The 22,248-nt window shown below is 44.8% G+C and carries 18 protein-coding genes; 8 read left to right on the forward strand and 10 right to left on the reverse strand.

The window, feature by feature from the left end:
• Window positions 1-218 precede the first annotated feature (218 nt).
• The 3 genes from DSL64_RS24545 (at window position 219) to DSL64_RS24555 (ending at window position 5,498) form a co-directional block, all read left to right on the forward strand.
• Window positions 219-3,377 carry a SusC/RagA family TonB-linked outer membrane protein gene (locus DSL64_RS24545; RefSeq protein WP_115833639.1) on the forward strand — a complete coding sequence of 1,053 codons (3,159 nt, stop codon included), beginning with the start codon at window positions 219-221 and terminating at the stop codon, window positions 3,375-3,377.
• 37 nt (window positions 3,378-3,414) lie between these two features.
• Complete coding sequence (locus tag DSL64_RS24550) at window positions 3,415-4,863, forward strand: RagB/SusD family nutrient uptake outer membrane protein (RefSeq protein WP_115833601.1); 1,449 nt, start codon at window positions 3,415-3,417, stop codon at window positions 4,861-4,863.
• Window positions 4,864-4,958: 95 nt separating this feature from the next.
• Window positions 4,959-5,498 carry a carboxymuconolactone decarboxylase family protein gene (locus DSL64_RS24555; RefSeq protein WP_115833602.1) on the forward strand — a complete coding sequence of 180 codons (540 nt, stop codon included), beginning with the start codon at window positions 4,959-4,961 and terminating at the stop codon, window positions 5,496-5,498.
• Here the strand turns inward: DSL64_RS24555 and DSL64_RS24560 are convergent.
• Together DSL64_RS24560 and DSL64_RS24565 are read right to left on the reverse strand one after the other, a co-directional pair.
• On the reverse strand, window positions 5,486-6,331 hold the full coding sequence (locus DSL64_RS24560; protein ID WP_115833603.1) for an SDR family oxidoreductase: 846 nt from the start codon (window positions 6,329-6,331) through the stop codon (window positions 5,486-5,488). The two genes, DSL64_RS24555 and DSL64_RS24560, sit on opposite strands and share 13 nt — an antisense overlap.
• Window positions 6,332-6,435: 104 nt before the next feature.
• Complete coding sequence (locus tag DSL64_RS24565; RefSeq protein ID WP_115833604.1) at window positions 6,436-7,053, reverse strand: NAD(P)H-dependent oxidoreductase; 618 nt, start codon at window positions 7,051-7,053, stop codon at window positions 6,436-6,438.
• 100 nt (window positions 7,054-7,153) lie between these two features.
• Here DSL64_RS24565 and DSL64_RS24570 point away from each other — a divergent pair, with 100 nt between their 5' ends.
• The 4 genes from DSL64_RS24570 (at window position 7,154) to DSL64_RS24585 (ending at window position 10,845) form a co-directional block, all read left to right on the forward strand.
• Window positions 7,154-8,065: a LysR family transcriptional regulator gene (locus DSL64_RS24570; protein WP_115833605.1), complete on the forward strand. Its 912-nt coding sequence runs from the start codon at window positions 7,154-7,156 to the stop codon at window positions 8,063-8,065.
• A gap of 104 nt (window positions 8,066-8,169) precedes the next feature.
• On the forward strand, window positions 8,170-8,994 hold the full coding sequence (locus DSL64_RS24575; protein WP_115833606.1) for an oxidoreductase: 825 nt from the start codon (window positions 8,170-8,172) through the stop codon (window positions 8,992-8,994).
• An 11-nt stretch (window positions 8,995-9,005) separates the two neighbouring features.
• Complete coding sequence (locus tag DSL64_RS24580; RefSeq protein ID WP_115833607.1) at window positions 9,006-9,896, forward strand: helix-turn-helix domain-containing protein; 891 nt, start codon at window positions 9,006-9,008, stop codon at window positions 9,894-9,896.
• Between the two features lie 13 nt (window positions 9,897-9,909).
• On the forward strand, window positions 9,910-10,845 hold the full coding sequence (locus DSL64_RS24585) for an NADP-dependent oxidoreductase (protein WP_115833640.1): 936 nt from the start codon (window positions 9,910-9,912) through the stop codon (window positions 10,843-10,845).
• Between the two features lie 119 nt (window positions 10,846-10,964).
• Here the strand turns inward: DSL64_RS24585 and DSL64_RS24590 are convergent, their stop codons facing one another.
• Window positions 10,965-11,870 carry a formylglycine-generating enzyme family protein gene (locus DSL64_RS24590; RefSeq protein ID WP_115833608.1) on the reverse strand — a complete coding sequence of 302 codons (906 nt, stop codon included), beginning with the start codon at window positions 11,868-11,870 and terminating at the stop codon, window positions 10,965-10,967.
• A gap of 597 nt (window positions 11,871-12,467) precedes the next feature.
• Here DSL64_RS24590 and DSL64_RS24595 point away from each other — a divergent pair.
• Window positions 12,468-13,520: a serine hydrolase domain-containing protein gene (locus tag DSL64_RS24595; protein WP_115833609.1), complete on the forward strand. Its 1,053-nt coding sequence runs from the start codon at window positions 12,468-12,470 to the stop codon at window positions 13,518-13,520.
• A 128-nt stretch (window positions 13,521-13,648) separates the two neighbouring features.
• On the opposite strand, the gene DSL64_RS24600 is transcribed toward DSL64_RS24595, so the two are convergent.
• The 7 genes from DSL64_RS24600 to DSL64_RS24630 form a co-directional block, all read right to left on the reverse strand.
• On the reverse strand, window positions 13,649-14,944 hold the full coding sequence (locus DSL64_RS24600) for an MFS transporter (RefSeq protein WP_115833610.1): 1,296 nt from the start codon (window positions 14,942-14,944) through the stop codon (window positions 13,649-13,651).
• A 33-nt stretch (window positions 14,945-14,977) separates the two neighbouring features.
• Window positions 14,978-15,985 (reverse strand): AraD1 family protein, encoded by a 1,008-nt coding sequence (gene araD1, locus DSL64_RS24605; RefSeq protein ID WP_115833611.1) that lies wholly within the window; start codon window positions 15,983-15,985, stop codon window positions 14,978-14,980.
• A gap of 13 nt (window positions 15,986-15,998) precedes the next feature.
• A complete protein-coding gene (locus DSL64_RS24610) occupies window positions 15,999-16,790 on the reverse strand; it encodes an SDR family NAD(P)-dependent oxidoreductase (RefSeq protein ID WP_115833612.1) in 792 nt (263 codons plus the stop codon).
• A gap of 4 nt (window positions 16,791-16,794) precedes the next feature.
• Window positions 16,795-17,964 carry an enolase C-terminal domain-like protein gene (locus DSL64_RS24615; protein ID WP_115833613.1) on the reverse strand — a complete coding sequence of 390 codons (1,170 nt, stop codon included), beginning with the start codon at window positions 17,962-17,964 and terminating at the stop codon, window positions 16,795-16,797.
• Between the two features lie 101 nt (window positions 17,965-18,065).
• Window positions 18,066-19,760 carry a GH39 family glycosyl hydrolase gene (locus tag DSL64_RS24620; protein ID WP_115833614.1) on the reverse strand — a complete coding sequence of 565 codons (1,695 nt, stop codon included), beginning with the start codon at window positions 19,758-19,760 and terminating at the stop codon, window positions 18,066-18,068.
• A gap of 23 nt (window positions 19,761-19,783) precedes the next feature.
• Window positions 19,784-21,526, reverse strand: a complete 1,743-nt coding sequence (locus DSL64_RS24625) for a GH39 family glycosyl hydrolase (RefSeq protein ID WP_229217219.1) — start codon at window positions 21,524-21,526, stop codon at window positions 19,784-19,786.
• A gap of 33 nt (window positions 21,527-21,559) precedes the next feature.
• Window positions 21,560-22,234 (reverse strand): DUF3823 domain-containing protein, encoded by a 675-nt coding sequence (locus DSL64_RS24630; protein WP_115833642.1) that lies wholly within the window; start codon window positions 22,232-22,234, stop codon window positions 21,560-21,562.
• Between the last annotated feature and the right edge of the window lie 14 nt (window positions 22,235-22,248).

The following is a 22,248-nucleotide window of genomic DNA, read 5'->3' on the forward strand; positions in this document are numbered from 1 at the left end:
ATATATCTATCAATATTATACTGATTTTTAAAGTTTTGGATTAAAAATTTGGAACATCGTATTTTTACCCACTAAGTTTATAGACTTTATATAGTTAATCATTCAAATCTTTTCTCCGACGAATTTCCTAGGAGGTATTACATATGACCTCAGGAAATCTCCAACACGGGAGCTATAGAAAGCTGCATAACATTTACAACTTAACAAATTCCGAATTTATGAAACACAAGTACTTTGCAACACTCCTCTATGTTGTGTTTTCTCTTCAAACTCTACTGTCTGTAGCGCAGGATCGTACTGTGACCGGTACGGTACGCGATAAGTCCTCAGGTGACGGCTTACCAGGCGTATCGCTGATTATTAAAGGCAGTAACAACGGTACTATTACAGATCAGGATGGCAAGTTTTCGATCAGTGCTCCTTCGGGAGGTATCCTGGTAGTCTCCTTTGTTGGTTTCAATAGTGTGGAACAACCTCTTAACAATAGCAATTCCTATAATATTGACCTTGCTGCTGACACGCGCCAGTTGAGCGAAATCATTGTGGTTGGCTACGGAACGCAAACCAAAGCCGAATTTACAGGATCGGCTGCCCGTATTACCGGAACTGCGGTAAAGGATATTCCCGTACAAAGTTTTGATCAGGCACTGGCCGGCAGAGCAGCTGGTGTGAGTATTGCACAGCCCAATGGTGTTCTGAACAACCCGCCAATCATTCGTATACGAGGCATCAACTCTATATCATTGAGCTCCTACCCCCTTATTGTTGTGGACGGTATACCCATTAACACCGGAAACGTATCGGCAGATGCCAACGTAGTCAACAATCCGCTTGGTGATATCAATCCGGCTGATATTGAATCCATTGATGTTTTAAAAGATGCCGCCTCTACCTCTATCTATGGCTCGCGTGCTGCTGCCGGAGTTCTTTTGATCACCACCAAAAGAGGAAAAGAAGGTAAAGTAAAAGTGAGCTACGAAGGATGGACAGGTTTCAGTACAGCAACGCGTCTGCCGAAGCTCCTGAATTCCACTCAATTTGTGGCCATCAAAAATGAAGCAGTACTCAATTCCAGAATACTTGCAGGTACAAGTCAGGAAGGATATGAAACTTTTTTCCCATCCAACAATGCCGACGGCTCCCTTGTTGACACCAGATGGTATGATTACCTGTATCGAACGGGTGTTTCGCACAACCACAACGTAAGCATCACCGGCGGCAGCAAATCCACCAGTTACTTTTTCTCAACCAACTTCTCAGATCAGAAAGGCTTTTTGATTGATAATGATTTCAAAAGAAAGGCAGTACGCTTCAATATTGACCATGAAGTAAACAGCCGTCTGAAACTGAGAGCAAGCATCAATTACAACACCACCTTTAACAAGTCCCCGAATTCCGGTTCCTTACCAAACAACGCCCAACTGATCGTTGGTGCTGCACGTATGGCGCTCACATTGGCTCCGAACGTGGCTCCTTATAATGCAGATGGCAGCTACAATATCACACCAACGGGACAAATCGGCAATGGAAACAATAAGATTGTCAGCAGTTACTACAATCCGGTTTCACTTTTGGCACTAAGCCGTTATACTTCAGAGAATGACAGAATTATAGGAAGTTTTGGTGCTACGTTGAAATTGCTCAAAGGGCTTGACCTGACCACTACTTATGCCATTGACCGACTAAGAACAGAAAACGTCGCTTTTCTAAGTCCTGAAAACGGGTCGTCGTCCAGCACGAAGGGACAAGGCAGCAACGTAACAGGGCTACGTAACAACTGGAACTGGACCAGTACGCTGAATTACGACAGACGATCGGGTAAACATCACCTCGCATTACTGGCAGGTTATGATGTTCAAAAATTTGAAAATTCCTCATGGGGAGCATACGTTACGCAGGCGGCAGATATCTACTTCAACGATTACCAGGGAAGCTGGGGGGTGATCAACCCTACGGGAAACTCCCTGGAGGCAAAAGCGTACCTGTCCTACTTCGGAAGACTTAACTATGATTTGAACGACCGTTATTTCTTCACTGCCAACTTTAGAAGAGATGGAAACTCTGCTCTTGGAATTGAAAACAAATTCGGAAATTTCGGTGGTGTGTCTGCCGGCTGGGCTTTGTCCGAAGAATCATTCTTCAAAGATGCTGCAATTTCCTCCACACTAAATTCTGTTAAATTCAGAGCAAGCTGGGGACGGGTTGGAAACGGGAATCTGAGCAATGCCTATGGTTCTCAGGAATTGTATGCTGCATCGCTGTACGGTAGTGCTGCCACCTGGGCGATCAGCCAGGCTGGCAACCCGCGCCTTGGATGGGAAACCAGTGAGCAGACCAACATCGGGGTTGATTTAGGCTTACTCAAAGACCGTGTTCAGGTAGAATTGACCTGGTTCAACAATGACGTGAATGGCCTGATTCTGAACGCGCCGCAATCTCCATCAAAAGGTATTCCGGGTAACGTAATTCTTTCTAACGTAGGCTCTTTGTACAACCGTGGTATTGAGCTGGGAATCAATGCAAATATTATCCGTAAAGGTGATTTTTCATGGAATGCATCTTTCAACTATACCGGCATCCGCAACAAAGTGACGGCGCTCGCCGACGGAAATGCTGACGTAATCGGTTCCACACACACAGCCGTGAATGCATTCAATGTGACACGTGTAGGCGAATCTGTGGGTAGTCTTTATGGTGCCAAAACGGACGGTGTAAATCCGGAAAACGGCAGAAGAATTTTCATCAATGCGAAAGGAGAAAAAGTACAGTTCAGCCATGTGGTGGGTGCCGGCGATTTCCGCTATTCGTATCTGGATGGCACAAGGGCTCCTGAAATATCGGCAGCAGATTATGACGTATTGGGCAATGCATTACCGAAGTGGTACGGTGGTCTGGTTAATAATTTCAAATACAAACAATTTGACTTTAGCGTGAACCTGACCTACGCAGGTGGAAACTATATTATGAACGGTACAAAAGCGACACTTCGTGACCAACGTTTTTTCAACAATTACACCGATATTCTTGACAGATGGACTACGCCGGGTCAGGTGACAGATATTCCGAGACTGGTTTACAACGACCAGACCTCAAACGGTAACAACGGCCCAATCTCTGCAAATGTTGAAAAAGGTGATTTCCTGCGTGTGCAAAATATCGGTTTAGGTTATACCATACCAACCGGATTGATCAATAGAATCGGATTAGGTTCTGCACGCATTTATGGTCAGGTTTCGAATGCCTTCATATTCACCAAATATACCGGCTCTGATCCGGAATCGTCGGTGAACAGCAATTCCAATACTTCCCCTGGTGTGGAGCTTAATTCAATCGGACAGGCCCGTAATATCACTTTCGGGATCAATGTAGGATTCTAATTTAAAGACATTATCATTTCAATATCAGCTTTATACAATGAAAAAATATATCTCATATCGTCGTTTAACGGGTTATCTGGGCTTCGCAGCGCTACTAAGCTTGTCTGCTTGTGACGAAGACAAACTCCTGAATACTTCTCCTCCTACTTCGTTAAGCTCTGCTTACGTCTTTGACACGCCCGACCGCGTACTCGGGCTCGTGAATGGTATTTACAAGGGCGTCAAAAGTGCTAACTTTTACGGCGGTCGGTACTTACTTTACCTGGATGTTCGCGGAGAGGATTTCATCAATGTGACCAGCAATGTGTATACCGCTTACGAAAGCTGGAACAACTCCTATTCTTCAGGCTCAAATGACATTATCAGCCTCTGGGCCTCAGCTTATTCAGCCATCAATCTCTCTAATATCCTGATTGACGGGCTTGCTAAAAATGGTACCGCCATAGATGCCACACTGGCTGCCCAATATACTGCCGAAGCCAAGTTTCTGAGAGCACTGTCCTATTACAGTCTGGTGACTATATATGCCCGGCCGTACAACGAAAACAATGGTTCTTCACCAGCGATTCCTTTGCGGTTATCTCCGGAAACCACACCCGAAAACAATGGACTAAAAAAGAGCACTGTAGCGGAAATTTATGCACAGATTATCAAAGATCTGAATGAGGCTGAAGCAGCGCTTCCTGAAAACTACAGCACACCCTTGCTGAACACTACCCGTGCACATAAAAATACGGCACGTGCTTTAAAGACCAGAGTTTTTCTCAACCAGAAAAACTGGGATAAAGTGATAGAAGAAGCTGTGAAAATTGTACCGCAAACTACGGCTCCGTATTCTGCCACTGCCGGCGTAAAACATCAGCTTCAGAATATATCTCAAATTTTCACCAGCGACTTCACTTCTACTGAGTCGATCCTGTCGGTTCCGTTTACTTCACTGGATTCGTACGGAGGACAGTCATCAATCGCTTACATCTACGGAGCCAATTCAGAATATTACCTGAATCCCCAGGGGATCGGAGGCGACAGCCAGTTCTCTGCTACAGACGCACGTCGTGGCCTGCTGAAGGTGACTTCCGGCAGAAGTTTTCTGACCAAATTCGGCACCGCCTCACCCTTCCTGAACTATATTCCTGTAATCAGGTATTCCGAGATTCTGTTGAACTATGCCGAGGCAACCGCCAACAAAGGGCAGCTTACACTTGCCGCGAATCTGTTAAAGGCCGTGCATGCACGCTCGGATGCGAATTACACATTTGCTGAAAGCGCTCTGGCAACCAACACAGCTCTGATTAATGCCATCTGGAAGGAACGCCGTATTGAACTTTTGGGTGAAGGTTTCCGCTCGAACGATCTGCTACGTAATAACCTTCCATTACCGGCCAAAAGCAGCTCAACACTTGTATCCGGACAGGTTTCACCGTCGGCTGAAAACTACATTTTCCCTATCAGCAATGCTGAAATCGTGACCAACAAGTTGCTGTAACTTATTTCTGAATAAGCTGATCCGGCTTCGCGAAAAACGAAGCCGGATTTATTACCTCGTTATCTCAATCTTATTCCAATCCAAAACCATCACCTATGCCCAGAATCGCACCACTTCGCAGGAAAGATCAAACCTCAGAAATACAGATCGCATTCATACAACACCAGACGGTTTACAACACCAATATCAATAATATGAAGGCTACGTTGGGCCATTCTCCTACGGCATTCAAAGTATACATGCAATGGTATCCTTTGTTTGAAGAGCTGAAAAGAATTGTTGGTACAAGACTCGCGACGTTGCTGGCCTGGTCGGTATCTGAGGAGACGCAGGGAATTATCTACACCGCTTTCTTTCGTAAAGCGATTAATGATTCAGGAGAAGACCCTGATAATCTGGTTCTCTCCGCAAATGAGCAGCAATTTATTGATTTCGGAGCTGCCGTTGCCCGAAATAACGGATTAATCACCGACGAACTATTCGCCGGTATCCAACAGCAATATTCAGCTGAAGAAGTAGTCATCATTGCAGCTTTTGCAGGAAAGATGATCGCTGCCAATATTTTTAACAACCTGATCCAGACTGAAACAGACGAACAACTATTGCCTTTCGTCCGTATCAATCAGGCTGTTTGAGCCTTACCTGTTTTTTGTTCAACAAGTTCTTCGCTCAGCTTCCAGAGTTGCTTTCCCAAAGCTTTGTTTTTGGCAGCTGACGAAGACCTTCCGGACTTTTTACCTACAAAATATTTACCCGTAATACCCTGTACTTCTGGTGATGATGCCAGATATATGGTCGTGGCTGCTCCCTGTTTCACTGTCTTGAAAAAGGGGCGAAACAATTTCATGAAAGCGGCGGTAAGACCATTGCCATTCCCGGCAAAATTGCTGGCCACCGTACCCGGATGCAAGGCATTGGAAGTTACCCCGTAAGTGAATAACCTGTCTGAAAGCTCGTTGGAAAAAAGAATGTTTGCCAGTTTCGATCTGCCATATACGATGAGATCCTGATAAAAGTCCGGATCCACCAATTTATCAATACTGAAAAAGGCAAAGAAATGCGCTTCTGAAGCGACATTCACGACTCTTGCGCCGGGTTTGAGCAGACTCACCAAGCCTGTAGTCAACACAAATGGTCCCATATGATTGGTTGCAAAAGTAAGCTCGATGCCATCTACCGATTTTTCTTTGTTTTGCACCAGTAAGCCAGCATTATTGATTAATACATCAATTTTAGTATAACGATTTCTGATCTCCGTCACAGCCGCTTTCACCGATTCAATACTTCCCAAGTCACAGCTTATGAAGTCGGTCGTTACACAATCCCCTATATCCTTTTGCAAAGCTTCCACCTTTTGTTTGTTACGCGCTACCAAAATCAGATCAAAACCTTTTTTTGACAGCTCTACAGCCGTGACATAGCCAATACCCGAGGTAGGGCCGGTAATTAATGCAACAGGATTACTCATGGAATGAAGATATAGGAGTTGATAATTATTCAGTAACAAATATAGTCTATAAAGTCTATAGGTATTATAAATTACACCGATTTATTACTGAATAATCTTCTTCATTAAGCCAAAACTTCTGAACTTGGTTCCAGGCTGAAAATATTCTCCAGGTGCTCACGATAGGCTGCCATATCTCTTTCAACATCAGCATTCTTTTCAATATCATGAAAATGAAAACTTTTTAACGGTTTCATACCTACAAAAGCATTCATGCGGTGGAAACCGAACAAAGGCCCTTCGTCCACGCTATGTTCCTGAAAAAACTCTCCGGGTAAAGTGAAAGCTGTTTCAGGAGCATTCCAACTGGTGGTAAGCATATACCGGCGCCCATGCAGCATTCCTCCGGTACCATAATTGATTTCAGGATTGTCGGATGAACGCCCGTCGCTGTGGTAAATTCCCGTGTTATGCCCGGCTGTGAAAACCTCATCAATATACTTTTTAAAACCGTTCGGCACCTGAAACCACCAGATCGGTGTATGGTAAATCACGACATCTGCCCACACAAATTTTGCCACCTCTTCTTTCAAATCGTAACCCTCTGCAATCACGGTTAGCTTTATATTGAAATGCTCGTTGGCTGCTATGAATGCAAGTGTATGCTCTGTAATAGTATTATTGAATCGTCCGCCCGAATGACCGAAGTTCTGACCAGCGTTGATGATGAGTACGTTTTTCATTGTTCTGTTTTTTTATTTGACATCACAAAATTACTTCCCTCTATTCTATCATAAAAATAAGATGATTTATACCTTTGCATTATAAAACTGATAGATCAACATGGTAAATCTGGAATGGTACAGGACGTTTAAGGCTATATATCAAAGTGGGACGCTTACAGGGGCGGCGGAAAACCTCTTTATCTCGCAGCCCGGTGTCAGCCTGCATCTGAGTTCGCTGGAAAGTTATGTTGGCTATAAACTGTTTGAGCGCTCCGCCCGGCGCATGCTTCCGACAGAAAGAGGAAAAATACTCTATAATGCCATTGCTGAAAGTATGGCTACGCTTGAAGAAGTGGAAAAAACCTTCCAGAAAAGCACTGAGAAGCACACACCAACCATTAGTATCGGAATGTGCTTTGAAACGTTTCAGATTACTTTGGAACAGTATATCTCTACACTTCCTTTTAATGTTATCATCCGTTTTGGCGACTACCGCGAAATGTTGGATAACCTTGACAAAGGCATCCTGGATCTGATTATCACACCACAAAAGGGAGCTTCTAATCATATCGAACATCAGGCGTTCTCATCTGAAACCATTGTACTTGTTGCAGGTAAAGACCTGGATGTATCGGTTTTACAGGATTTAATTAACAAAAAGAAATACGCTGAAGCCGGGCAATGGCTACGGGCGCAAAAGTGGTATGGTACTACGGGCGATATGGAACACCTGTTTCGGTTCTGGCAGCTTAATTTCGGTTCAACACCCGATTTTCGTCCAAACTATATTGTGCCGAATCTGAACTCTATTGTACGCTGTCTCAGCAGTGGAGCAGGTATGGCCGTGATTCCTGACTTTTTGTGTAGCAAAGAAATTGAGAACGGATTGGTGAAACTGGTTTGGAGAGGTGAACGTCCTTTGGAAAACACACTCTACTTTGCCAACCGTAAAAACACTACCTACTCAAATGAAATTGAACTGATCAAAACTTTGTTCAGAAAAGTGATGGTGCCGGAATTTGCAGATTGACGGGCGTCCGTACATATGTGCTATTCTTCTGTACAAATGGACTATTCTGCCAGCGGGAAGGCCGGTAATTTTGTTCTATCAAATCAAACAAAAGAACACAAGTCATGGCAAGAACAATTTTAATTACAGGCGCATCAAGAGGTTTTGGAAAACTTTGGGCAGAAGCATTATTGCAAAGAGGTGATCAGGTAGCAGCGACAGCACGTGATGTTTCATCTCTTCAGGATCTTACAGAAAAATACGGCAAGAAAATTCTGGCAGTAGAGCTGGACGTTACAGATTCTACACAGGTTACAAAAGTTGTTAGTCAGGTAAAAGAACATTTCGGAAGCATAGACGTCCTGATTAACAATGCCGGATACGGTCTGTTCGGAACGGTTGAAGAAACGACAGAGCAACAAGCCAGAGCCCAGATGGAGACTAATTTCTTCGGATTACTTTGGGTGACTCAGGCTGTTTTACCTATCATGAGAGAACAAAAAAGCGGCCATATCATACAGCTATCCAGCTTTTTGGGACTCACAACACTTCCTATGCTGGGACTATACAACGCCTCCAAATTCGCCGTGGAAGGACTAAGCGAAACCATCGCATCAGAAGTGGCGCATCTTGGAATCAAAGTGACACTGATAGAACCAAACGGATACACCACTGAATGGGCCGGAGCTTCCGCAGCGCAAACCACTTCCGATATTGCTGATTATAATCCGGTGCGCGAAGGCTTTGCTTCCTCGGGAGAAAATGCAGACAATTGGGGAAATCCTGAAGCGACAATTGATGCCATTTTGAAAGTGATCGACAGTCCTAACCCGCCGCAACGTTTGCTTTTCGGAAAAGTGGCATATCATGCAATGCCGGAAATTTACCGTCAGCGTATCAATGCTATTGAAGACTGGAAAGAAGTGAGCATTGCCGCGCACGGACATTAATTAAAACACTCATGAAACATTTCAAATCACTAAGCCAGATGCATCTGGAGAACGGTTGGGAACCGCCGCAGCATCCATTGTTCAGTGTCATCGGATGCCAGTCGGGTTGCACTATGCCCGACCGCGAGTTTACCAGCGATTGCTATATGATCGGATTCAAGAAATTCAAATCCGGCGTGATCAAATATGGCAGAACGCCCTACGACCATTCCAACGGCTCGCTGATGTTTGTAAAGCCCCAGCAGATCATAGAGATGCGCGATCTGGAACTGGAAGAGAAAGGATTTATGATTCTCATCCATGAGGATTACCTCAATGGTCACGCATTACATGACGCAATCGGGCACTATGGCTTTTTTGATTATGAGATCAACGAGGCACTCCACCTTTCTCCAGCTGAAGAGGCCGTGATTTGGGAGCTTCATGACAAAATCAGGTCGGAGTATTTTACCAATCCTGATGAATTCAGCAGGGAAATTATTCTGAGCCATATTGATTCGATCCTGAAATATGCGCAGCGCTATTACAAAAGACAGTTCATCAACCGGACAGATATGTCGGGCAAAGTGATAACAAAATTCAATGACGCCATCAAAGCGTATTTCCGAAATGCACAACTGAAAGAGCTGGGATTGCCGTCGGTGAATGGACTTGCTTCGCAGCTATCGTTGTCGCCACGCTATCTGAGTGACCTGTTGAAGCAGGAAACAGGTAAAACTGCAATTGAACTTATCCACATAGCACTTGTGTCCGAAGCAAAGAATATGCTGAAGACGAATAATATGGGGGTGGCAGAAATTGCGTACCAGCTCGGCTTTGAAAACGCTTCCTACTTTACCAGATTGTTCAAAAAACAAACGGGACTCAACCCGCTTGAATACAGAAAAGTACAACTCAACTAGACACAACATAAAAATGAAAGCGATCTTATTAAATGAGCCCGGTGCGATAGACAACCTGAAACTCACTGAAATAGATACACCTCAAATCGGAGCCGACGAAGTGCTGGTACAGGTAAAAGCGATCAGTATTAATCCCGTGGATGTAAAAAGTCGGGAAGGCAAAGGGGTGTATGGGCGGATCAAAGACCAGAGCCCGCTAATCCTGGGCTGGGATATTTCCGGAATTGTTACCGAGAGCAACAGTGCTGATTTTAAGGCGGGCGATGAAGTATTTGGTATGGTGAATTTCCCGGGTCATGGTAAAGCATATGCTGAATATCTGGCAGCACCAGCCAGCCATCTCGCCATTAAACCTGCCTCCATAAGCCATGAGGAAGCCGCCGCGGCTACACTTGCGGCGCTCACTGCGCTACAGGCGCTGGAAGATCACGCGAAGGTGAAAGCCGGACAGAAAGTGCTCGTACATGCCGCTGCAGGTGGTGTAGGTCACTATGCTGTGCAGCTTGCCAAAAACCTGGGAGCATACGTGGTAGGAACTTCTTCAGCCAAAAATAAAGATTTCGTGCTATCACTGGGAGCCGATGAGCACATTGATTACCATGGTTATGACTGGAAAAACAGTCCCTACGAATTCGACTTTATATTGGACACCATCGGCGGCAACAATATTGACCTTTCTCTCGAAGTAGCCAAAGCGGGTGGAACCATCATCAGCATTCCTTCGGGACTGAATGAATCAGTTACTGAAAAGGCGAAGGCAAAAGGTGTTGAGGGTTATTTTATTTTGGTCAAATCGGATGGAGAGGGCATGAAAAAGCTGTCTTTGCTGCTGGAAAATGGAACAATCAAATCCCACGTATCTGACACTTTCCCTTTTGAAGAAATCGGAGCTGCACATACGCAGGTGGAGAGTGGACGCACCGTAGGCAAGGTCGTTGTGGTGTTATAATTTCTTTGCCACGAATTACGCGAACGGCACGGGTTCTGCCGGATCATATCAATTAAATGCTCAGTATTTCAGGGTTCCGAAAATACTGAGCATTTTCTTTTTTTACTTTCAGCCCTATTCTATTTATCAATCACACAGCGAAAACCTTTTTCATTATTTCTGATATCCGGAAAATTGCCGAGCCTGCGGGCGATACGGGAGATGGTTGGAATGGTATCAAAAGCGCCACCTCTCAATACTTTGCGGTCACCCTGTTCGGGACCTTGCGGACTTGAAGAAGGTGACTTTTGATAATAATCAAGATCATACCAATCGTTACACCATTCTAACACATTACCAGCCATATCGTACAGGCCAAATTCATTGGCTGCAAAGGCTCTTACCGGAGAAGCTGTGACATAGCCATCGGTATATTTTTTGAAAATATGAAAGTCGGGATTGCTGTAATATCCGGCTTTCAAAAAGCTTTCATCTGCCACATTCGCCGCACCAACCTGGGGAATTAAAGCATTTCCCCAAGTAAATACAGCTCTGCTGTGCCCCTTAACTCCGTCCCGATTTCCTCTGGCAGCACGCTCCCATTCCGCTTCCGAGGGCAACCTGCCTCCTGCCCATGCGCAATAGGCATTGGCTTCATACCAGGTTACGTTCACAACCGGATGCTGGTCGGCCCAGCCATAAGATGGTTCCGGAGGCATTTGCTGGTTGGTGGCTTCACAAAATTGACGAAACTGCGCCACTGTTACCAAAGTGCGATACATCCAGAATCCGTTCAACTTCACTATGTGCGCAGGTTGTTCTCCCCTGGTAAATCCAATCTCCTTTCTTTCCCAGCCATACGCCTCCCAGATCGAATCTATTTCAGCAGCATTACTACCCATTACAAATTCGCCGGGTGGAATGAAAACCATCTCCGCAGAATCAACAGGATTGATGCGGGTTTTAACATGCTGAGCAAAACAGCCATTCGGATACGTTCCGGCAAATGCCAGGAAAAGGGACAAGCAAAGACTGAATAAATACATAAATCGCTGCTTTTATGATTTCTAACAAAAGCACTAATCTATACCTTTTTATACTTATCAGACCTTCATTTCTAATGATCTCCGGTCTGCGTGCAGTTCCGGATAAGGTTCCAAAGATTCCTTATAACAGATCCTGTCAGTCGTTGGTACACATACCTCACTGAAAGTTCACTTCAAAACTATTTGTCATTCCTTCTCTGCATCATCAAAAAGACCTGGACTATCGGTTCTATTTGTTTTATATTCGCACAATTTTTAAAGCATTGTCATCAAGTGTCCAACCTCCCAAGAGTTTATAATCGTATAGCTACCATCCAACTGTTTCTGCCTCTTACACTTCAAGTCGTCGAAACTCCAAGATCTATCTCTCAACAAATACCTTCAGGAACCTCCTGTCAAAACGTGAATTCGGCCTTACTATATTCACACGGTAGCTCCCCGGTACAAAACTGACATTTGATGAGAGGCTGTCCGGATCTGAATGAGCGCATAAAATAATATGGACTAGCAGAAGTGAGCCCTTGGATGCAGCTTCGATGGTACTGTCTCAATTTTTCAATAAAACATCTAGCAAAAAATAAGTAAACAAAAATTTAAATGAACAAAAATTTTAAATTCCCGGCATTTATTTTATCAATATTAATTGCCAGTTTCAATGCATTCGGGCAAAATACAGATTATTCTATTCAAATAGACAGCTTAATTAAAACTACAAATCCAAGAAATTTTAACGGAGTTGTACTCATTCAACAAAATGGAAAGACAAAATATACGGGAGCTTATGGGTATAGCAATTTTGAAGAAAAATCTTCTTTAAAAATTACCGATAAATTTTCTACAATGTCTATTGCAAAGCAATTTACCTCTACCTTAATCTTACAAGCAGTTGAGAAAGGATTGATTGATTTGCACACGCCAATACGCAAGTACTTACCGGACTTTAAATATACCTGGGCAGACACCGTTACGGTTCATCATTTGCTCAACAATACTTCCGGGTTGCATAGCGACAAAATTGACAATCCATTAAAATTTACACCAGGATCGGCATTCAGTTATTCCAACATTGGTTATTATGTGGCAGGATTGGTACTCGAAAAACAAAGCAAGAAAACATTTGAACAATTGGTCACCGAGTTGTTTAAAAAGTGCGGAATGAAAAATAGCTTTTACCCATCAGAGAAAGCCAGTCACTTGCTAACCAAAGGGCATACGATAAAAAAAGACGGAACATACAGGCTCAATGAGCAGCTAAGTTTTGAGCCATCTCATTATTGGGGAAGTCATTTGATCGTTACAGCGCCCGATCTGGCAAAATGGAACGAATGCTTACATAAAGGAAAAGTACTGAAACCTGCCACTTACAAGTTGATGACCAGCTATGTTATCACCAATGCTCATCAATTATTTAGCAAAAACCCTATCGGATATGGCTACGGATTAAGAATAAATGACAAAGAAGGTATTCTGGAAATTGGACATACTGGCTTTCATCCGAATGAAGGATATACGGCCGTCAACCTATACTATCCTGAAACTAACACGAGCGTAATAGTGATGGAGAATCAGGCAAATGAAAACTTTGACATCGCTTATTATTTTGAACAGGAAATAAGAAAAATTGTTAAAAATAGTACCCTTTTGAAATGAATGTTTTCATAAATAAAATTTCATTTCAAAATAGAATAAGAATTATGAAACTGTGAAATGTAAAATATTCTCGTAAATATTTATTTTTAAAACATCCATTGGAACGTTCTTACCAATGGATGTTTTTTTTAATGAGTACCCGTCTGGGCATATTTGTGCAGTTCCTGGTTGGGAACTAATGGTCCCATAAATAGTAACATCACCAGCAAACCTACCAAAGCAACGACACCAAAACCCATAAAAAGAATACTGTAAGCCACATCATAACCTAATGAAACAGAATAATTCTTCAGCACAATGCCTGAGACTGATTGAAAGACTGCACCTCCCAGACCAGTGCCCACACACGCCATACCCCAAACAGAAGCTGCAGAGTTTTTAGGAACAACATCTGCGGGAAAAGTAAGCGCATTGGCGGTATAAGCCGTATAGCCAAAACCAGCTAGGCCGAAAACGATCAGGGCAGTCATAGGCGTTGAAATCACAAACGGTCCGGCCAGAAGCGGCAAGATCATTATGAGCCCGGCTGCCGTGACTGCAATTTTTCTGGCGCGGGGAATAGGTACTCCTTTTTTAATAATGTATTGAGTAAAATAACCTCCCGCCAGATTGCCCACATCTGCAATCAGAAAGGGAATCATGGCCAGCCAACCGATCTGCTTCAGTTCCAGATGATGTACATCCACCAGGTATCTTCCGATCCAGAAAGTGACAAAATACCAGACCGGATCCATAAAGGTTTTGGAGAGCGTAAACATCAGCACAAATCTGGTTTTCAATAATTTGATAGCAGGTATCGCAAAGGTTTTTGGCTGTGCTTCTGTTTCCTTAGGCGTATAATATAGAAACCAGAATACGGCCAGCCACAAATATCCGCAAACCGCCAGAATAATAAAGGTCGCTTGCCAACCATAGCTCACACCTAAATAAGCTACCAGCGGAGGAACAATCACAGCGCCTAATGCAGAGCCACTGTTGAAGATACCGGACGCAGTGGATCGTTCATGCGGGGGAAACCATTCGGTGGTGAGCCGGATTGCAGCGGGCCAGTTACCGGCTTCACCTATTCCAAGCATAAACCGGCAAATCCCGAATTGCAGTGGTGTTTTTGCAAAAGCATGAACCAAACCTGCGGTAGTCCAGAAAGCCATACAGAGTGAATAACCAAGTCTTGTTCCAAGCCGGTCAATGACGAAGCCTGAAAAAGCATTCGAAATCATATAGGCTACGAAAAATGCAGTTCCGATATAGCCGAATGCATCATCAGGAATAAGTCTGCGGAGCTCCCCTTCTGCACTCAGATAATTAAAGGACAACCGGTGCACGTAATTGAGTACCGTGGCCAGAAATGCCATCCCGACCATTACCCAGCGCATACGCGAAAGCCTCTGCTCGGGAGAAACGGGTGTATTATTCTCTATCATTCCATAAGAGGTTTAGGCAATCTGAGCGGGTGGCTAAAGTTGAGTTATTGCAATGATTCGTTCCGGGTCATTACTTACTGAAATGGGATTTTTCAAAGCACGCCCCATTCCTTCCCAATGCACGGTCATCAGGTCATTACTTTCCAGCAGTACCTGATTTCCGAAACTGAAAGCATCAGCACCAAAAAAGTGCACATGTCCCTGTAGCGGAATCCGATGACCGGGATATTTGAAATGATGGTATTCGAGGTTTTCCAGACTATGCGCCATATTACTTTCCCCGGTTTTTACAGAAGAGCTCCACTTTTCTGAATTACCTGTACTCACAGAAACTGTCCCTTTGATGTCTGTAAATTCACCTCCGATCACGAGTTCCGGCCCGATAGCACATTGCCGTAATTTTGAAGGAGCGAGGTAGAGATAGTTTTTCTTTTCCATCACATGGTCTGAGAACTCATTACCTGAGGCAAAACCTACTCTTCGCGGATTACCCTCGCCATCAACAACATACACGCCGGCGATTTCCGGTTCTTCTCCCCCGTCGTTGGCGAAGGCAGGCACTTCAAGCGCTTCTCCATGCGCCCTCAAAACAGATCCATTTCCTTTGTAAAACCACTCCGGCTGTACTCCGATCTGACCTTTCTCAGGAAAACCATCATTCACTCCCCATTCGTACATAATGATACTATCGCTGGGTTTACTGTCTCCGCCGTGCATCATTTGCCGGTTCAATGCGCTGTTTCTGTGTGTTAACCCGGTTCCTGCTACCAGACAGGCAAAAGGGTTTTCAGGCACATCAAAAGCCGGGAGTAACTTCCAGGCATCCTGACCTTCGTACACACTGTCGTAGTGCAGTAACTGATCCGATCGGTTTGACAGCAGTAAATCCTTTAAACTGATATTGCCTCGACAAGCTTCAAGCGCCGCTTCATACACCGACCTGAACCTACCCACCAGCACGAGAGAAGGTTCTTCTACAATAGCTATGGCCCGTCCCTTTGTATGATGGCTGATCTGTACCACTCTTATTTTATTTTCCATAAATGCGTTGTGATTACTGTGTTACCCATCCTCCGTCAATTGAAAAACATCCCCCTGTTGAATAGCTCGATGCCTTGCTGGCCAGATACAGGGCGATACCTCCGATTTCGTATAGCTCCCCCCAGCGTCCCATAGGTATCTTGGCAATAAACGCTTTATACTTTTCCGGATCGTTGATCAACGGCAGGTTCAGATCAGTAGCGAAAGGTCCCGGCAAAATGGCGTTTACAGTAATCCCGTCAAGCGCCACTTCCATGGCCAATGAACGCGTCAATTGCAAAATTGCCCCTTTGCTGGTTGCATACGGAGTGCGCTCGGGAATGGCGGTCAATGCGAGCATGGAACCGATATTGATGATCCGCCCGTAACCATTCTGCTTCATCACCGGCACCACTTCCCGACAAGCAAGCCAGGTTCCGGTTACATTTACTGTTTGTACTTTGTTAAAATCTTCGAGAGATAATGACTCGATCGGACCGCGGATATTGATACCCGCGGAATTGATCAGAATGTCAATTCTGCCGTAGGTATCAACAGCCGTTCTGACCACAGCTTGAATACTTTCCTCTGATGTCACATCGCACTCAACACTAATACAACTAGCGTTGTACGTATCTTTGAGCAGCTGCGCTGATTCTCTATTTACATCCTGATCGCGCGCTGCGATGACAATATTGGCACCGGCTTCGGCAAGTGCTTTCGCCATTGCGAGTCCCAGCCCGCGGTTACCACCTACGATGAGTGCGGTTTGTCCATGCAACCTGAAAAGCTCCAGAATGCTTTGCTGGCTAGTTATAGTTTCCATTGTTCTATTCGGTTATGATGAAATGTTCCAGACCTTCAGTTTTAAGTGTAAGACCTACACCCGGCAATTTGTCGTCGAGTTGTAATCTCCCGTTTTCGGCAATAGCTTCGCCATCGAAAATGTACCAGAACATTTCATTGCCTACCTCTATTTCAGTCTGAGGGAAATATTCGGCCATGGGGCTGGCAAAGCAGCTTAATACCACGTGTAGATTATGCATTTGTCCGCCGTGAGGAATCACCTCTATACCATGCGCCAGCGCCATGTTGCAAATCTTCTGCGCCTCAGTAAAGCCACCTACCCGGTTGGTATCAAACTGAAATATATCCAGCGCTCCTGTTTGCAGCAGATCGTGAAATCCGTAGCGGGTGTACTCATGTTCTCCACCTGACAAGGGGATATCGGTATACTGACGAAGTTTGGCAAAATTGTGAATCTCGTCCGGTAGTAACAACTCCTCCGCCCAGCGCAGATTATATGGTTCCAGTTCTTTCAGCAGTTGTTTTGCATAAGCCAGATTGAATCCCATGTAACCTTCCAGCATTACGTTTATGTCGTCGCCCACAGCTTCTCTTACCACCTTCACCATTTCCACATTTTTACGCATACCGGAAACACCATCAGTGAGCGGGTAGCCGCAGCGTAGTTTCATACCCGAGAAACCCTGCGCTTTATAATGGACGGCCTCATTGTACAGACTTTCGAGATCGCGGTTATAGAGCCTGCTGTAATACGTTTCAATATCAGGTGTGGTTCTCCCTCCCATCAGCATAAATACGGGCTGGTTCATTACCTTTCCCTTAATATCCCAAAGCGCGATATCGATCGCGCTGATAGCAGCAATCACAGTGCCTTTTCTACCAAATGCAACGGTGGACCGGTACATTTTTTCAAATAAATACTCCGTATTCAAGGGGTTTTCACCGATCAGAAGCGCAGTAAGTTTACTGTCAATAACTGCTTTTGTAATATCCGGACTCAATCCTGCATTTCCATAGCCAATATGCCCTTCGTCGGTTTCAATCTCAACTACCAACCAGCTAAAAAACCGGAATGCCGCCTGCGAATCGTTTTGAAAATGAAGCGGACTGAGCGGTGTCGCAAATACCGTGTTGGTGGTCAGTACCGGACCTGTCCATTTGTATAATTTGGTTCTGACTTTTGTAATTTTCATGAGAAAGTTTAGATATAGGTTTAGCTGTGCAGGTACCACGAAGGATACCTGCAGGCTGTTTTGTCAAAAAAATATTGTCAATTATCGGAACAAATGCTCCGTTACCATTTGAAGTGCAAAAGCGATACACCCTGACGTGGAAGCTGCATTTCAACTACCGTTTTACCATCTTTGGGCATGATCCATTCAGGAGACGTGAGCAGTTGAAGCTGACCCGCTTTTTCAAGCTGTCTGATCTGTTCGGCTGAAGGCTGCTTAGGTGAACCCATACTTTTCCAAACCTCGTAAGAATTGCTGTTTTCCTTGTCGATCCGGTAATGGTATAGCATCATTTTCTGTTGAGGCAGGCCTTGTACAGATACCTTTACGGTTGCATCCGGTGCGGGAACATTATCGTCATGGTAATTCCATACCATCACAGCAGCGGAGGTCTGGCTTTTGGAAGCCAGACCGTTAATATCCGCTTCACCTCTAACACTCTCATCTCTGACCTTCTTGTAGTCGTATGCCAGATTCTGCTTTACGTCTACCCTATTTCCTTCCATCATACCGAACATTCTGAAGACGTTCAGTACCGGTTTGTCGACTCCATTCGTAGCCAGATCGCGGAACCCACGGAACCAGGCCTGGTCTTCAAATTCGAAAGACCAGCTTACTGCTCCCAGCAAATTCACACCGCGTGCTTCTGCAAGTTCATATTTACGGGCAAAAGATGCAGCAGTATAGCTGGAATACATCGTACCATTTCTGTAAGCATTCTGTGGGCTTACGTCTTCGGAGCAGGCTGCACATCCTTCCGGATCCGACTCACCGATGATGATCGGCAGCTTTTTGAGCGTCGGATAAGATGCTACAATTTCAAAACCTTTGTCCAGGTCGCGCAACTGCGTTCCCATGTTCATCTGCACGTGACCATCCACGAGTTTGGGAGCACCTTTGGCATGATAGGTAATCACATCAATAGGCGACCCGATTTTTCCCGTTGCATAGTTTTTACCTTTTGTAACGTGGTCAAAAAATGCTCTCATCCATACTCTGGACTTGTCCCAGCCGGGCCCGGTTACCTCCGGCCCACCTACTTTGGCAGTCGGCAATGCCCGTTTCACAGCATCAGCAGTGTAGTCATAGAGTTTAATATATTCCTCCATGGTTCCTTTCCAATAGCTGATGTTCGGCTCATTCCAAAGTTCCCAGTACCAGCTTTCGACCTCTTTTTTACCGTAACGTTCCACCGAATGTTTTACCCATTGATATACCAGCTCAGCCCATTTTTTGTAATCCTTGGGAGGATAAGCCCAACCCAGATAGATATCATTGTAATCGTCACCAGGCTTCCAGTGGTGCCGATAAGGATCTGGCTTGGTAGAAAGCGCCTGGGGCATAAAACCGACCTGTGCTATGGGCTTCATGCCTCTTTCAATATAGGTATCAAAAATCTTGTCTACGATGGTCCAGTCGTACACAGGATTCCCCTGTGCATCTTCGGTATAGGCATTGGTAGATCCCCACTTCAACGCGGCTTCCCCATCGCCGGTTACCAGCAAACTGTGTGCTCTCACATACACAGGCACTTTGCTGAATTGAGCAATTTCGGTCAGCAGTTTCTTACCATCTTTCATATAGGTATAATTCGGTTCGTCGTAACCGAAAAATGCCCATATCGGCTTCATTGGTGCCTTTACCGTATTCAGGTTCACATCAATATTAACCGGCGTTTGCTGCCCGAATGAAGGAGCCGCTAATGCTGAGCAGACCGCAGCATGAAACAGGAGTGATTTTGTTTTTTTCAGAAACATCAGATATGGTTTTTGTCGAATTTTTACTTGTTCCAGGTTACTCTCAGAAGTGAAACACCCTGAGCAGGCATTTCAAAACGTATATCTCCTTGTCCGTTTTTCACGTCTACCCATTGCGGCGAAGAGATCATTTCCAGGTTACCCGATTCTTCCAGGTGTTTGTACTGTGCATTGGTGACCTGCTGTGGAGCACCCATTTCACGCCAGGTGGTAAACGAGTTACTATGCGTTTCATCAATTCTGTAATGATGAACCAATACCCTTGAAACCGGGATGCCCTTCAAAGCCAAAGCAATTTGTGCCGGACTGATCTCTATATCTTCGTCGTTGTAATTCCAGATCATCACTGAGGCTGAATTTTCATCGCGGGAAGCCATGGCATTAATATCAGAAGTCCCTGAAACGCCGTTTTGCATAATCTTCTCAACATTGTAGCCATTCGCTTTGTTGACTAAAACGCGGTCGCCGGTCATCAAACCCAGCATACGCATCACATTCAGGACCGGCTTGGCTACGCCATGCGTGGCAAATGAACGAAACCCGTCAAACCAGGGCTGACCCGGAAATGTAAAAGTCCAGCTTACTGCGCCTTCGAGATTGATATTGTGCTTGTCTGCCAGTTCATATTTACGGGCAAAAGACGCTGCGAAATAACTTGAAAACAATGTTCCGTTGCGGTATGCCATATTCGAATAACCTGAACTTGATGAGCATGCAGCGCAACCTTCCGGATCCGACTCTCCGATGATCACAGGTAATTTGGCAAACTCAGGAAATGATTTAATGATCTTAAACGAAGCATCAATCTGTTTCAAATGCGTTGAAAGTCCCATTTGTACATGTCCGGCATCGGTTACTTTAGGTGCCCCCTTGGCATGAAATCCAAGAAAATCGATCTGGGCCCCTTTCTTGCCGGTGGCGAAGTTTTTACCACTTCGGCAATGTTCCAGAAAATCGGTCAGGAATTGACTCTGTCTTTTGGATAGACCACCCGTAACATTCGGCCCGCCTACACGCGCTGATGGCAACGCGCGTTTTACGGCTTTGGCGGTATAATCGTACAATTTGAAATACTCCTCATCCGTACCTGCCCAGTAACCTGCGTCAGGCTCGTTCCAAAGTTGCCACCACCAGGTTTCGACTTCTTTTGCTCCATACCGCTCTACGGAATGTTTCACCCATTCGTAGATCAACGCTTCCCATTTATCGTAATTATTCGGCGGATAGGCCCAGCCCGTCCAGATATCACTATAGGCATCACCCGGCGACCATTTGTGTTTGTAAGGCTCCGGTTTGGTCGATAAAGCTTTTGGCATAAAACCAATTTCCATCAATGGCTTGATACCCATATTCACCCAGGTGTCCACGATCTTATCTACCGTTTTCCAGTCATATACCGGATTGCCGTCCTTATCTTCTGTATAAGCATTGGTTGACCCCCATTTCAAAGCCATTGGCGAACCTTCATTCGTATTCAGCAGGTTGTGTGCTCTGATATACACCGGACTCTGGCTCAGCTTCACCAGGTTTCCCATCAGCTTTTTGCTTTCCGGCAGGTAGGTGTAGTTACCTTCATCATAACCTACATACGCCCACATCGGCTGCATTTTCCCTACTTTTTTATCCAGATCCACAGTAATCGTCTGCGCAGCTGTATCTGCAATTATTTCCGCAGAATTTTTCACTGATCCTGCGAATGCATTGGAAAACATACACAGCCCGATGACTGCAGCAGCTGACTTTGGAATTACATTTTTAAACATCATTACGCTATTCGGTATTTAAATATTTACTCTTTCTTACAATTCAACCTTCACTACAGGCGAAAAAATCATTTCATTAACTCCGGAGGTTTTCACACCGATTCGTGCAAAAACATATTCCCTTGAAGCCAAAGCCGCCGATAATGTCGCGTCGATTTTAACAGGAGCGGTTAACGAAGTAATATTGGCTGCCTGAATCTCCACCTTCTGCCTGTTATTAATATTATCCAATACGGCTGTTGTCCCGATATACAACCCGACAAACTGCAAGGCTCTGCTATCATCAATTTTTCCCAGATTAAAGGTTGATGCAAGTTTACCCGCTTCGTTGGTTACCGCTTCATTGCTGATTACATAATACGGTTTAACAGGAACATCTACTGTGGTATTGCCATTAACATTTACAACGATCGAGTCGCGCGAGACCACCCAGGGGCCGTTGCCGCCTACGAAGGAGAGCCGATAGTTGCCGTCAAACACCGAGGCTGAAAAGCTGCCATCCTGATCGACGTGAACAGGAATTTTGGTACGAAGCGGAAAACCTGGCTGCCACAACTCCAGTTGCACACCATTACTCCTGAGCCCAACCGGCTGATTATTAAAGACAACCGATCCGGTAAGTGTGGAAGCCGGCGGGGTATAGTTGTCTTTCTCGCATGACCACAACGCGATGAAAAACAGTAACCAAATACTTCTATATAGCACTTTCATAGCATTCATTTTTG

Origin of the sequence: Dyadobacter luteus (genome assembly GCF_003383615.1) — a bacterium.
GTDB lineage: Bacteria > Bacteroidota > Bacteroidia > Cytophagales > Spirosomataceae > Dyadobacter > Dyadobacter luteus.